12 protein-coding genes are annotated in these 12,768 nt (G+C 73.7%); 5 read left to right on the forward strand and 7 right to left on the reverse strand.

Annotated features, from left to right (window positions below; all coding sequences use genetic code 11):
• Nucleotides 1-31 precede the first annotated feature (31 nt).
• The 4 genes from ABD143_RS04600 to ABD143_RS04615 all read right to left on the reverse strand — a co-directional run bounded on the left by ABD143_RS04600 (nt 32) and on the right by ABD143_RS04615 (nt 4,368).
• Nucleotides 32-223 (reverse strand): hypothetical protein, encoded by a 192-nt coding sequence (locus ABD143_RS04600; RefSeq protein ID WP_343971742.1) that lies wholly within the window; start codon nt 221-223, stop codon nt 32-34.
• An 8-nt stretch (nt 224-231) separates the two neighbouring features.
• Nucleotides 232-2,925 carry an ATP-binding protein gene (locus ABD143_RS04605; protein WP_343971744.1) on the reverse strand — a complete coding sequence of 898 codons (2,694 nt, stop codon included), beginning with the start codon at nt 2,923-2,925 and terminating at the stop codon, nt 232-234.
• 337 nt (nt 2,926-3,262) lie between these two features.
• Nucleotides 3,263-3,739: a nucleoside deaminase gene (locus ABD143_RS04610; RefSeq protein ID WP_379659592.1), complete on the reverse strand. Its 477-nt coding sequence runs from the start codon at nt 3,737-3,739 to the stop codon at nt 3,263-3,265.
• A 101-nt stretch (nt 3,740-3,840) separates the two neighbouring features.
• Entirely contained in the window at nt 3,841-4,368 is a 528-nt protein-coding gene (locus ABD143_RS04615; protein ID WP_343971748.1) for a tRNA adenosine deaminase-associated protein, read from the reverse strand.
• A 91-nt stretch (nt 4,369-4,459) separates the two neighbouring features.
• On the opposite strand from ABD143_RS04615, the gene ABD143_RS04620 reads away from it, so the two are divergent.
• The 3 genes from ABD143_RS04620 (at nt 4,460) to ABD143_RS04630 (ending at nt 8,047) form a co-directional block, all read left to right on the forward strand.
• Nucleotides 4,460-5,671, forward strand: a complete 1,212-nt coding sequence (locus ABD143_RS04620) for a M20 metallopeptidase family protein (RefSeq protein ID WP_343971751.1) — start codon at nt 4,460-4,462, stop codon at nt 5,669-5,671.
• Nucleotides 5,671-7,014, forward strand: coding sequence for an amidase (locus ABD143_RS04625; RefSeq protein ID WP_343971755.1), 1,344 nt, complete (start codon nt 5,671-5,673; stop codon nt 7,012-7,014). Before ABD143_RS04620 ends, ABD143_RS04625 begins: the two co-directional genes overlap by 1 nt.
• An 88-nt stretch (nt 7,015-7,102) precedes the next feature.
• Nucleotides 7,103-8,047 carry a prephenate dehydrogenase gene (locus ABD143_RS04630; protein WP_343971758.1) on the forward strand — a complete coding sequence of 315 codons (945 nt, stop codon included), beginning with the start codon at nt 7,103-7,105 and terminating at the stop codon, nt 8,045-8,047.
• A 26-nt stretch (nt 8,048-8,073) separates the two neighbouring features.
• On the opposite strand, the gene ABD143_RS04635 is transcribed toward ABD143_RS04630, so the two are convergent.
• Both ABD143_RS04635 and ABD143_RS04640 read right to left on the reverse strand, forming a co-directional pair.
• On the reverse strand, nt 8,074-8,673 hold the full coding sequence (locus ABD143_RS04635; RefSeq protein WP_343973324.1) for a putative glycolipid-binding domain-containing protein: 600 nt from the start codon (nt 8,671-8,673) through the stop codon (nt 8,074-8,076).
• A gap of 231 nt (nt 8,674-8,904) precedes the next feature.
• A complete protein-coding gene (locus ABD143_RS04640) occupies nt 8,905-9,813 on the reverse strand; it encodes an ATP-dependent DNA ligase (RefSeq protein WP_343973327.1) in 909 nt (302 codons plus the stop codon).
• 78 nt (nt 9,814-9,891) lie between these two features.
• On the opposite strand from ABD143_RS04640, the gene ku reads away from it, so the two are divergent.
• Complete coding sequence (gene ku, locus ABD143_RS04645; protein ID WP_343971761.1) at nt 9,892-10,824, forward strand: non-homologous end joining protein Ku; 933 nt, start codon at nt 9,892-9,894, stop codon at nt 10,822-10,824.
• The gene (locus ABD143_RS04650; RefSeq protein WP_343971764.1) at nt 10,775-11,428 is read left to right on the forward strand and encodes a TetR/AcrR family transcriptional regulator; all 654 of its coding nucleotides are present in this window, start codon (nt 10,775-10,777) and stop codon (nt 11,426-11,428) included. The genes ku and ABD143_RS04650 overlap by 50 nt, the downstream gene beginning before the upstream one ends.
• A 13-nt stretch (nt 11,429-11,441) precedes the next feature.
• Here the strand turns inward: ABD143_RS04650 and ABD143_RS04655 are convergent, their stop codons facing one another.
• Nucleotides 11,442-12,659 (reverse strand): LCP family protein, encoded by a 1,218-nt coding sequence (locus ABD143_RS04655; RefSeq protein ID WP_343971767.1) that lies wholly within the window; start codon nt 12,657-12,659, stop codon nt 11,442-11,444.
• Nucleotides 12,660-12,768 lie beyond the last annotated feature (109 nt).

Genomic DNA, 12,768 nt, shown 5'->3' on the forward strand with positions numbered 1-12,768 from the left:
CGACCGACGGCGGTGAGTTGGGGTGAAGGAGTTACGGGTATCCGCGGCCGCAGCAGTCCGGCCCGACCGCGGCCTGGCTGATTGTCGTTCCGGACGCCGGCGAGGCGACGGCCACCTGCTGGGTTGCCGCGAGCAGCAGCATGGCGAGGACAGCGGCGACGAGCACGACTGCCGCGACGACCGCACGCAACGATGGCGTGGCGGTTGCGGTAGAGGACTCCATACCCCTTCTTACGAACCGACCCTGCTCCGCGTTACGGCTAGATCCAAAACACGGGCAGCGATCACCTGTCCGCGCACATACCCACTCCGATCGTGTGCCGCGACGGCCGCGCGCGCGTGTTCGAGCGCGACCTCGGGCCGCTCCAGCAACAGCTCCGCCCCGGCCGCGGCGGCGAGCGCCTGGCCCTCCAGGAACAGGTAGCCCCCGCGCCGGGCGATGTCCAGCGAGGCTTCCGCCGCCGCGAGCGCCGGCACGGCGTCCTGACGGCCGAGGTGAGCAGCCGCGATGCCGGCCAGGATCTGCGACTGCCCATAGCGGTTGGTCATCCGGGTGGCCGCTGCCAGCGCCGTGTCGAAGAGCACGAGCGCCTGCCCGTACCGCTGCGCGGCGAGGTGCACGCTCGCCGTCGTCTCCTGGGCCTGCGCGAGCAACCGCTGGTCGTCGATCTCCCGGGCGATGGCGGTTGCGGCGTCGGCCAGCTCGTGCGCCTGCACCCACCGGCCGGCGTCGCGGTGCACCTCGGCCTGGCAGCGCAGGTTGTAGGAGACCTGGCCGCGGTCGCCGAGCTCCTGGTGCACGACGAGCGCGGCCTGCAGGTGACCGAGCGCTTCCTCCGGCTTGCCCAGCCCGTTCAGCACGTCGCCTAGGTCGGTACGCACCTGCGCCGCCCGCGACGTCGCCGGGCTCAGCAGCTCCAGGGCGTGCGTGAAGTGCAGCGCCGCGGCTCCCAGCCGGCCCTGCTCGTGGTTGACGACAGCCATGTTCGCGATGATCGACGCGCGTGAGGGCAGGTCGGCCCGGTCGGCGACGGCGAGCGCACGCTCCAGGTGGTCGGTGGCCTCGTCCGGGCGGCCGCTCAGCCGGAGCAGGTTGCCGAGCGCCCGCAGCGCGCCGACCTCGCCGTCGAGCCATCCGGCGGCCGTCGCCCGCTCGAGTGCCCGCTCGCCGTGGCGGATGCCGTCGGCGTAGCGGTCCTGGCGCAGGAACGCGGCCGAGATGCTGAGGTGCGCCATGGCCTGGGCCGTGTCGTCGCCGGCCACCTCGGCTGCAGCCAACGCGTTCGCCGCCATCGTGTGCCACGGCAGCACGGGGCCACGCAGCTGGAAGTAGGCGCCCAGCGCGTCGACCAGCTTCCAGGCGGCCGCAGGCTGGCCGCGATCGGCGGAACGCAGCACCACAGCCTGCAGCGCAGGCAGCTCGGCGTCGATCCAGGCCGCCGCCTCCCGCTGGTCGGCGAACCGCAGTGACCCCTCGCCCGGGGCGCCGTCCCGCGGAAGGCGCAGGGCCTCGGGGTGCAACAGCAGCGACGCCGCGTCGAGGACGTCGAGGTAGTGCCGCAGGAGCCGGTCCCATGGGGCCTCGCGGCCTGCCGGGTCGGAGGCGAGCTGTTCGGCGGCGTAGAGGCGCAGCAGGTCGGGTTGGGCGTAGCGCCCTGGCACCGGCTGCTCGACGAGGTGCGCCCCGGCAAGCTGCTCCAGCAGCCTGCGCCCGTCGTCTGCGGGGACGTCGAGCATCGCGGCAGCTGTCGTGGGGGTGACGTCGCCCCCGGGCACCACCGACAGCACCCGGAAGAGCTCCCGGGCGGCCGCCGGGAGCGCCGCATACGAGAGGTCGAACGCCCCGCGCACCATCGCGTCGGCGTCCGCGGGCACAGCCAGCTCGGCGAGCCGGTTGCCGCTGCGCAGCCGCTCCACGAATGCCTCGACCCGTCCGGCCGGAAGCCCGGACGACCCGAGCACGTTGGCCGCGGCGATGCGCAGGGCGAGCGGCAGGTGCCCGCAGAGGCGGGCCAGCTCGTCGACGGCCGCGGACTCCCCCGCCGCGCGCTCGCTGCCGAGCAGCCGCACCAGGAGCGCCCGGGAGTCCACGGGATCGAGGGCGGAGAGCGTCAGCCTGCGGGCCCCGTCGCGGGCCACGAGCCCCGGAAGGGCGACCCTGCTGGTCACCAGGACGTGGCACCCCGGGCCGCCGGGCAGCAGCGGCCGCACCTGGTCGGCCTGCCGGGCGTCGTCGAGCACGACCAGCGTGCGGGTGTCGGCGAGCAGGCTGCGGAAGAGCGCGGCGGCCTCCGCGGCGTCGGTCGGTACCCGGTCCGGCGCCACATCGAGCGAACGCAGGAGCCTGGTCAGCGCCTCCGCCGGGGAGAGCGGCGGCGCGGCCGCGTGGCCCATCAGGTTCAGGTACAGCTGGCCATCCGGGAAACGGTGCCGCACGCGGTGCGCCCAGTGCACCGCCAGCGCGCTCTTGCCCACCCCCGGCGCCCCGGCGAGCACGGTGATCGACACCGCGCCCGCATCGCTGTCGGCCAGCAGCGCATCCATCTCGGCCATCACGTCGGAGCGTCCGGTGAAGCCTGCGACGTCGGCGGGCAGCTGGGCCGGCACGGGCCGGTCGGCCGGAACGGGGTCGGCCCCGGAGGGGTGGCCGTCGACGGCCGCTTTGCGAACCTCGGCCACCCGCTCCGTCCAGTAGTGCTGGCGGCCGAGCGCCTCGAACTCGCCCAGCTCGGCCCCGGCGAGCGCCAGGACGTCGGCGAGCAGCCGGACCGATCCGGGACGCGGGTAGCGGACCCGGCCCCGTTCCAGGTCACGGATGGTGCGGACGCTCAGCCCGGTGCGTTCGGCGAGCTGCTCCTGGGTGAGCAGCGCCTCGGTCCGGCGACGACGCAGCGCTGCACCGAACTCCCCGGCCGGACCGGCCACTCGTGCGCACCCCCTCACGCGACGTCCCTGCAGCCAGAGTCTCGCACGGCACCGGCAGTTCCTCCGGCGAGATCACTTACCGGTGACCAGCGGTAATCGCTCACTCACTGGTCCGAACGGCGGCACCGGCAGCTCGCACTTCTGCCGGTCGCTCTGCCTGTTGCGGCGCGGCGCCGGAAGGCACCCTCTAGATCGTCCGGCCACCGCCGATGGCTTCCGCAAGGATCGGCGGCGACCAGGACGCGGGGGTGAGCCCGGGTGCCCGAGGCTGAGTGGGGGGTGGCCTCGGACACCCGGGACTCTCACTGGGCGGATACGCCCCTGTGGGGCCGGCGGGTCAGCGCTGCGCCGCGAAGAACGACTCGAGCAGCGCCGCGCACTCCTCCGCGAGTACGCCGGCCACCACCTCGGGACGGTGGTTGAGGCGTCGGTCGCGCACCACGTCCCACAGCGACCCGACGGCCCCGGTCTTCGGTTCCCACGCCCCGAACACCACCCGCGCCACCCTCGCGAGCCCCAGCGCGCCCGCGCACATCGTGCAGGGCTCGACGGTGACGGCGAGCGTGCAGCCCTCCAGCCGCCACTCCCCCCGCACCGCTGCGGCGGCGCGGAGCGCCAACAGCTCGGCATGGGCCGTCGGGTCGGCGAGCGCCTCCCTGGCGTTGCACGCGGCGGCCAGCTCCCGGCCCGCCGCGTCGACCACCACGGCACCGATCGGGACGTCCCCGGTCTGCGGCGCCTCGGCCGCGACCTCCAACGCCCGCCGCACCAGCGCCTCGTCGGAGGTCAGTGTCCCGCGCCGCAAGTCCACCACATATCCCGGCGGCCCATATCCCGGCGGCCCATATCCCGGCGGCCCAGCTCCACCGATGTACGCACCGGGCTTCCGGCGCGGGACACCAGGGGGCGGTGGGGTCACCGCGCTCCGGTGTCGTTGACGACCTCGGCCAGCGCGTCGCCGAACCCGCAGCGCCGCCCGATGGACGCCAGCTGCTCGTCGGGGTACAACTCGACCTCGGCGGCGAGGACCTCCAGCTCGTCGGGCGGGAGGCCGAGGTCGGCGAAGATCCCCAGGTCGCCCTCGGGCCACGGCGGCGCGTCGAGATCGTCCTCGCAGGGGTGCTCGATACGCAGCAGGTCAAGCACGTCGGCGGCCACGTCGTAGTCCAGCGCCGCGACGGCGTCGGACAGCATCAGCGAGACCCCGGCCGGCGTGGGCCGCAGCAGCACGAAGAACTCGTCGTCGACGTCGAGCAGCCCGAGCACGGCCCCCGTGGACCGGAGTTCACGCAGCTCGGTGATGGCGACGTCGAGGTCGGCAAGCGCCTCGTGTGCTAGTCGCGTACAGCGCCAATGACCGTCCTCCCGGATCGCCGCGACGGCATATCCGGGCAGGGCCTGTTCCCGTACGTCCGCGAGCGCCTTGACACTCTGCACCGCCATGACCATACGGTAAGCCTCCGAGCGACTGTGCTCCAAACCACAACCCAGACTTGGTACGCACGTCACCTTCCCGAGGTGCGAGGATCATGTCATGTCGCCGGACGCCGCCTCGTTCACCGGTCTGCACGCCCAGGCGCGCAGCGTCCAGCCCCGCACGGTTGCTCTGCGTCGCGCCCTACACCGCCAGCCCGAGGTCGGGCTCGAGCTGCCCCGCACTCGCGACGCGGTCGTCGCCGCACTCGCCGACCTGCCGGTGCAGGTGCACCTCGGCCGGTCGGTCAGCTCCGTCGTGGCCGTGCTCGAGGGCGGGCGACCCGGGCCGACCGTGCTGCTGCGCGGCGACATGGACGCGTTGCCGATGTCGGAGGACACGGGTCTCCCGTTCGCGTCCCAGGTTGACGGCACGATGCACGCCTGCGGCCACGACACCCACGTGGCCATGCTCGCCTCGGCGGCTCGGGTGCTCGCCGAGCGGCGCGACCAGTTGGCCGGGCGGGTGCTGTTCATGTTCCAGCCGGGCGAGGAGGGCTTCCACGGCGCCCGCTACATGATCGACGAGGGACTGCTCGACCGGTCCGGCCCGGCCGGACGCCCGGACGCCGCCTACGCCCTGCACATCAGCGCCACGCTCCCGGCAGGCGAGGTGCACGTCCGTCCCGGCCCGCTGATGGCCGCCGCCGACACCGTGCGGATCACGGTCACCGGACGGGGCGGCCATGCATCAGCCCCGCACGACGCCCTCGACCCGGTGCCCGCAGCGGCCGCGATGGTCGGGGCGCTGCAGACCGCGGTCACCCGCCGCATCGACACCCACCATCCGACTGTGCTGACCATCGCGCACATCACCGCCGGCACCACCAACAACGTGATCCCGGAGACGGCGTTCATGGAGGGCACGCTCCGCACGCTGTCGGAGACCACCCGCGCGGCGGTGCACGACGAGATCCGCCGAGTCTGCAGGTACACCGCGATGGCCTACGGCTGCAGCGCGGAGGTGGAGATCGACGCCGGATACCCCGTCACGATCAACGACGACGACGCGGCAGGCCGGGTCGGCACGCTCGCGGGCACAGTGCTCGGCCGGAACCGGGTCGCTGCGATGCCGACACCCATCATGGGGGCCGAGGACTTCTCCTACGTGCTGGCCGAGGTGCCCGGCGCGCTCGCGTTCCTCGGCGGCTGCCCGCCGCACCTGGACCCTGCCGCGGCCCCGCCCAACCACTCCAACCGGGTCGTCTTCGACGAGGAGTCCATGGCCGCGGGGGTCGCCGTGTACGCCGGTCTCGCGCTGGCGGGCCTGTGATGGCCGGGGCCGCCGCGATGCCGGTCTCGCTGCTCGAGCTGGGAATGGCCCTGCGCTCCCGCGAGCTCTCGGTCGCCGAGCACGTCGAGGACGTGGTGGGGCGGCTCAGCACCGACACCCACAACGCCGTCGTCACGCTCGACGCCGAAGGCGCACGGGCCCAGGCCGCGGCGCTGGACGCCGACTTGGCACGCGGCGAGTGGCGCGGGCCATTGCACGGCGTGGCGGTCGGTGTGAAGGACATCTTCGACGTGGCCGGGCTCCCAACGCGGGCCGGCTCCCTCGTGCGCGCCGACGCCCCGCCTGCCGCGGCCGACGCCGCCGTGGTCGCCCGGCTGCGCGAGGCGGGCGCGGTGATCGTCGCGAAGCTGCACACCCACGAGTTCGCCTACGGCCCCACCGGCGACGCCGCGGCCACCGGCCCGGCGCGCAACCCGCACGACCCGGACCGGATCACCGGCGGTTCGTCGTCCGGCTCTGCCGCTGCCGTCGCCGCCGGGCACCTCCCGCTGGCGCTCGGCACCGACACAGGTGCCAGCGTGCGCACCCCCGCCGCGCTGTGCGGTGTGATCGGCCTCAAGCCGACCTTCGGCGCGCTCTCCACGGACGGGGTGTTCCCGCTCTCGGAGACCTGCGACCACGTCGGCGTGCTTGCCGCTGACGTGCACGCGGCGTCCGTCGCGTGGGACGTGCTGGTCCGGCCGGACGGCACGGGCGGCGGGATTCAGGCTCCGGGCGTGGACGGCGTGCGGGTCGGGGTCCCGGTCGACGGGTACTGGCAGGCGCTCGATCCGGCGTTGAACGCCGCCGCTGCCGCCGCCGTCGAGCGGCTGCGGGCGCGCGGGGCCTCGATCGTGGAGGTGTCGACCCCGATGATCGAGGAGCTGGCGGCCACCTACTCCACGATCGTCGGCGCCGAGGCCTATGCCACCCACGCGACGTGGCTGGCCGAGCGCCCGCAGGACTACCAGCGCGCAACCCGCGAGCGCCTGCTCCCGTTCGCCGACCAGCCCGCCCGCGCCTACGTCGACGCGCTCCGGACGCGGCAGCGGCTCGTGCGGAAGCTGCGGGCGGCGGTGGCGGACGTGGACGTGCTCGTGCTGCCCACCACCCGCCTGCGCGCCACCCCGATCGGCGCCCAGACCGTCGAGGTCGGCGGCTCGCAGGTGCCCGTGCGTCCCGAACTGCTCGCGCTGACGCTTCCGTTCAACCTCACGGGCTGGCCCGCGGTGTCGGTGCCCGGCGAGGTCGCCGACGGTGGGCTGCCCGCCGGGGTGCAGGTGGTCGGGGTGCGGCTGGAGGAGCGCGGGGTGCTGCGGGTCGCCGGAGCTGTCGCACGCTGAGCTGTCGCACGCTGAGCTGGCGCGCGCTGGGCTGTCGCACGCTGGGCCGATGCGGAGATCGAGTAGCGCGCGCGTAGCGTTTCTGCGCGTGACTGAGCGGGCGGTGTGCGTGATCGGCGCAGGTCTGATCGGGGGCTCGCTGATGCGGGCAGCCGAGAAGGCGGGCCGGACGGTGTGGGGAACCAGCGCGTCCGAGGAGACGGCGGAGCAAGCCGGTGCCGACGGCTTCGACGTCGGTACCGACACCGATGCCGCGCTGCGCAGGGCGGGCGAGGCCGATGCGCTCGTCGTGGCGGCCGTGCCGCTCCCTGTGCTGCCCGAGGTGCTGCGGCGCGTCGACGCGGTGGCTCCGACCTGCCGGCTCACCGACGCCGTGAGCGTCAAGGTCGCGGTGGCCGACGCCGTGGCCCGCTACGCGCCACGGGCGCGGTTCGTCGGCGGGCACCCGATGGCCGGCACGGCCGACTCGGGCTGGGCCGCCGGCCAGGCGGGTCTCTTCGCCGACGCGGCATGGGTGGTGGCCGCCGACGACGGGATCGACCTCGACGTATGGGGCGACGTCGCCGAGCTCGCGTGGGCGTGCGGGGCGCGGGTGGTGCCCGCCGCGGCGGACGAGCACGACCTCGCCGTGGCGCGGGTGTCGCACCTGCCGCACCTGCTCGCCGCGGTGCTCGCCGCCGTCGGTGCCGACGGTGCCGACAACCTCCCGCTCGCGCTCGCCGCCTCCTCGTTCGCCGACGGCACGCGGGTGGCCGGCACGCGGCCCGAGCTGGTGCTCGCCATGTGTGAGGGCAACCGGGACGCGCTGCTCGCCGCTGTGGACGACGCGCTGGGCAGGCTCGGGGCGATGCGCGGGGCACTCGCCTCGACCGGCGGGCTGGAAGCCACGGTCCGCGCAGGGCACGCGGGTCGCATGCGGTGGGCCGCGGCGCGCGACCCGCAGGGCGTGCGGGTGCGGCGCGGGAGAACATCGCTCGCGGAGCTGCGCGACATCGGCCGCCGCGGCGACGCGGTTGTCGGCTGGGCGGGCTGAGGCGCCGCAGCCCCGACCGCCGCCCGTCAGGCAGTGGGCTGAGGGACCCCGTCGGTCAGCCGGCGGGCCAGCCCCGGGTAGCTCGCCACCACGCCGTCCGCGTCGACCACCAGCTCGGCGGTGAAGTCCTCCCACCGGAATTCGACGAGGGCGTGCCCGTCCTCGCCGTCCAGCTCCGAGACGGTGCGGTAGGTCTGCTCCACCGCACGCACCTCCAGGTCGGGCAGCGACACGTACACCATCGGCACGATGTGCTCGCCCATGTTGCGGTGCAGCCCGAAACGCCGGATCGGGAGCGTGTTGAACATCGGGCTGAACGCGAGGTCGACGTCGACAGCCTGCGCGAAGTCCGCACGGGTGCTGCCCGTGCCGGTGCCCGTGTCGAGGAGCCAGATGCCGTCGTCCGTGCGGTTGATGGTCAGGTGGCGCTCGCGCTCCGCGGTGGCGCTGGTGACCGAGAGCCGCTCGAGCGTGCCGTCGTCGCCGACCAACAGCCGGTAGGAGGCGGTGAATCCGCCGTGCGGATCGGCCCGGACGAGCCGCCCGAGCGCCCGGAACCCGCCGGTTCCGAGCAGCAGCCGGGTGCCCTCGAGCCCGTGGCCGTCCTCGGCTTGCCACGTCAGCATCGTCGTCACCGGCACCACCGTAGACGACACTGAGCAGTTGCGATCGCCCTGAGTGACACTCAGTGCCCTACGGGGGCTGCGTCGGGTGATTCGCCAACTTCGCCGCCAGGGTTCAGATTCTTGATCTTGTGAACGGCCATGTCCACTGGGCACCTCCACCTCGAGGGTTGATCCACAACATCCTGCACTCCGTAGGCGGCGGAGGACAGAGCAGTTTCCGAATCGATCCCGTCAGACGTCGAGCTCGACGTGCTCGGGGTCCAGATCGTCGCGAACACCCCGGAAGACGACCTGGCGCAGCCGCCCACCGGCGTCCCGGCCGGAGTGCCCGACCTCGACGACGGCCAGCGGCGCGCACCAGCGGACGCCCGCCGCGTCCGGTCGGGACAGCGGCTCGGCGAACGGGGAGCGTTCGGCGGGGACCAGCCGCTCCTGCAGCGCCCGTTGCATCGCCTCGCCGACCAGGCCGGTGTCGACGCGGCCCACGTAGCGCAGGCCGGCACCGTGGGGCACGCCGAGCAGCAGCGCCCCGATCCGGCCTCCGGTACCGCGCTCCCGCCAGCCGCCGACGACACACGCCTGGGTGGGCCGGTGGACGATCTTCGTCCAGTCCGCGCCGTGCGCACCCGGCCGGTAGACCGCGTCACGCCGCTTCGCCACCACTCCGGCCATGCCGCGCTGCCGTGTGGCCTCGAGCAGCGCCTGACCGTCGGTGTAGGTGGGCGACAGCGACAGGGCAGGCACGGCGGCCAGGTCCAGCCGCTCCAGCGTGCCGCGGCGCTCCTCCAGCGGCCGATCCAGCAGCGGCACCCCGTAGAGCCGAAGGACGTCGAAGACCATGAACGTGATCGGCCGGAGCTGCGCCAGCCGCGGGCTCACGGGCCCGTGCAGGCGGTCGGACAGCGCACCGAAGCTCGGCACGCCGTTCTCCAGGAGCACGACCTCACCATCGAGCAGGACGTCGGGAGCGATCTTCGGCAGGTCGGCGAGCTCGGGGAAGCCGACGGTGACGTCGCGCTCGCTGCGGCTGGTGAGCCGCACCCGCCCGTCGGCCACGTCGGCGAGCGTCCGCAGTCCGTCCCACACCACCTCAAAGAACCATTCCGGACCATCCGGGAGGGCTCCAGGGGTGGCGAGCATGGGCTGCACGCCGCCATGCTGGCACCCACAAGAGGAATCACGCAGTGTGGTACTCGGCGAAGGGAACAGGGGCCCCTGATGCGCGCGATGTGGAGCGGCGCCGTGTCGTTCGGTCTGGTCAGTGTGCCGGTGAAGCTGTACTCGGCCACGACGAACCACGACATCCGGTTCCACCAGGTGCACGCGGCCGACGGTGGACGGATCAAGTACAAGCGCACCTGCTCGATCGACGGCGAGGAGGTGGACTACGTCGACATCATCAAGGGTTACGAGACCGAGGACGGCGAGCTGATCACCCTCGACGAGGAGGACCTCGACTCGCTGCCCACCGCGTCAGGGCACGAGATCGACGTGATCGAGTTCGTCCCGGCCGACCAGATCGACCCGCTGCTGTTCGACAAGAGCTACTACCTCGAGCCCGAGGCGAAGGCGGCCAAGCCGTACGCGCTGCTGCGCGAGGCGCTCGTGCAGACCGATCGCATGGCCGTGGTCCGGGTGGCTCTGCGCCAGCGCGAGACGCTCGCTCTGCTGCGGGTCCGTGAGAAGGCGATCGTCCTGCAGACGATGCTGTGGCCCGACGAGGTGCGTGAACCCGAGTTCGACGTGCTCGACACCGACGTCGAGCTGCGCCCGCAGGAGCTCACGATGGCCGCGTCGCTCGTGGAGAGCCTCGGCGCTGACTTCGACCCCACCCAGTTCCACGACGAGTACCGCGACGCGGTCGTCGACCTCATCGAGCGCAAGCGCACCACCGGCGAGACCCGCCCGGCCCCGGTGGCCGCGAAGGCCGACGAGGGCCCGGACAGCATGACCGACCTCCTCAGCGCACTCCAGGCGAGTGTGGAGGCGGCCCGGGCGACGGCCGGGGGCGGGAAGCCCGCGGAGGCTGCTCCCTCCGAGGAGCCCGCCGAGAAGAAGAAGGCGCCTGCGCGCAAGCCGGCGGCCAAGAAGAAGGCCGCCGATGAGGAGGAGGAGCCGGCCACCCGCAAGCGCACCCGGAAGCCGGCCTGAGGCGCCGCTAAACGGGCCTCCCCGTTCGGAGAGGGAGGCCGGCCTCCCGGTACACGTCGTCGATCAGCCCAACGGACCGCCGAACACCGCCGAACTCGTCGCGCACGATGGTCCGCATCCGCTGCGCGCGCTCGCCGAGGTCGGGCGCACCACGTTCTTCCGCTACTTCGGCGACAAGCAGGAGGTGCTCTTCTCCGAGCGCGATCTGGGCTTCGCCGACACAGTCGAGCGGATCACTGCCGAGGCGGCGGCCCGCGCCCCCATCGGCGACGCCGTGGGCGACTCGCTCGACGTCGTGCGGGACGCCGTGCGCACGGGGCAGGCCGGCTGGACCGACTCGCCCGACCGCACAGCGGCACTTACTCGCCTGCTCCGGGACAACCCGGACCTGCAGGCCAGGTACCTGCTCAAGCAGCAGCAGCAGGCCGACGCGGTCACCGCGGTGCTCGTCGAGCACGGCGCGACGCCTGCCGCCGCGGCACTCGCCATCCAGCTCGGCCTGGCCTGCCTGCACGCCGTGCAGCGCACGGCCACCGACCCGCTGACGCTGTCGGACGAGATCGACGCCGCCTTCGCGCGCCTGGACGCCCTCCCGCGCGCCTGAGGGGCGTGCAGCCTCAGGGGCCGAGCGCGTTCTTCGGTGGCGGCTGGTCGGCCGCGAGCGCGTCGAAGAGCGCGGCGGCGCGCTGGCGGTCCCAGTTCACCACGCCGTCGCGCACCGGGACGGTGGTGGAGACCCCTTCGCCGAGCCCGCGCATCGCCAGGCCGAGCTGCGCGAGGTTCCACACGTGGTCGCCACCGTCCACCGTGATCGCGCTGGAGAGCCCGGTGGCCAGCGGCACGATCCGGAACGGGTTGAGCAGCACGGCAGGGCTGGTGACTTTGTCCAGCAGCGCCGAGATGAACGCCCGCTGCCGCTCGACGCGCCCGAAGTCGGACGTCCTCGTGGCTCGGGTGCGGACGTATCCGAGCGCGGTGGCCTGGTCGAGGTTCTGGCAGCCGGCCTGGATGTCGAGGCCCGCCTTGGGGTCGTTGATCGCCTCCGGGATGCACATGTCCACACCGCCTACCGCGTCGACGACTGAGACAACCCCGATGAAGCCGATCTCGACGTAGTGGTCGATGTGCAGTCCGGTGGCACCCTCCACGGTCTGCACGAGCAGCTCCGGCCCGCCGCCGTCCGCGCCGCCGCCGCGCCCGTACGCTGAGTTGATCTTGTGCCGTCCGTGGCCGGGGATGTCGACCATCGAGTCGCGCGGGAGGCTCACGAGCGTGGGCGCTCCGCTGCCGGTGTGCAGGATCATGATCGTGTCGGTGAGCTCCGACTCGGGATCACCCGTGGCCAGCTGGGCCCGCTGCTCCGGGGTGAGGTTGGCCCGGCTGTCGGAGCCGACGATCAGGTAGTTCGTGCCCTGCGACGAGGTGGCACTGTCGGACGGGAGCGCGGGCACGCGGCTGAGCGTGCTGTCGATGTAGACGGCGAACCCGACCACCAGCAGCACCAGCACCAGGAGGGACACGCCGATGCGCCGGCCCCAGCGCGGGCGCTTGCCGGTCGGGCGGGGGCCGCGCGGGCGCAGCGGGGGCGGGCCACCGGGGCGTTCCTGTGGACGGACGACGCCCTGCGGCAGGAGCGCCGTGCGCTGCAAGGGAGGCGGGCGGTGCCCGGGCGGCGGCGGGTACGGCTGGCCGACGGGCGGTCCGCCGTAGGGCGGCGGCCCCGCCGGAGGGCGGGGCCGCTGCGGCTGTCCCCAGCCGGGGCCACCACCGCGGCGGGGCGGCGGGCCTGGCGGGCGGCCAGGCGGCTGCTCGCCGCGGCCTCCGTACTCGTCCATCCTCTTCACCATCCCCGTCGCCGACCATGAGCATGGTCGAGTTGCATCAAGAGGGACGCACCAGGGGGTGGTTCGGTTCCATGGCGGGCGCCACTGCGCGCCCGGCGAG

The organism is Pseudonocardia aurantiaca (genome assembly GCF_039526725.1).
Classification (GTDB): domain Bacteria; phylum Actinomycetota; class Actinomycetes; order Mycobacteriales; family Pseudonocardiaceae; genus Pseudonocardia; species Pseudonocardia aurantiaca.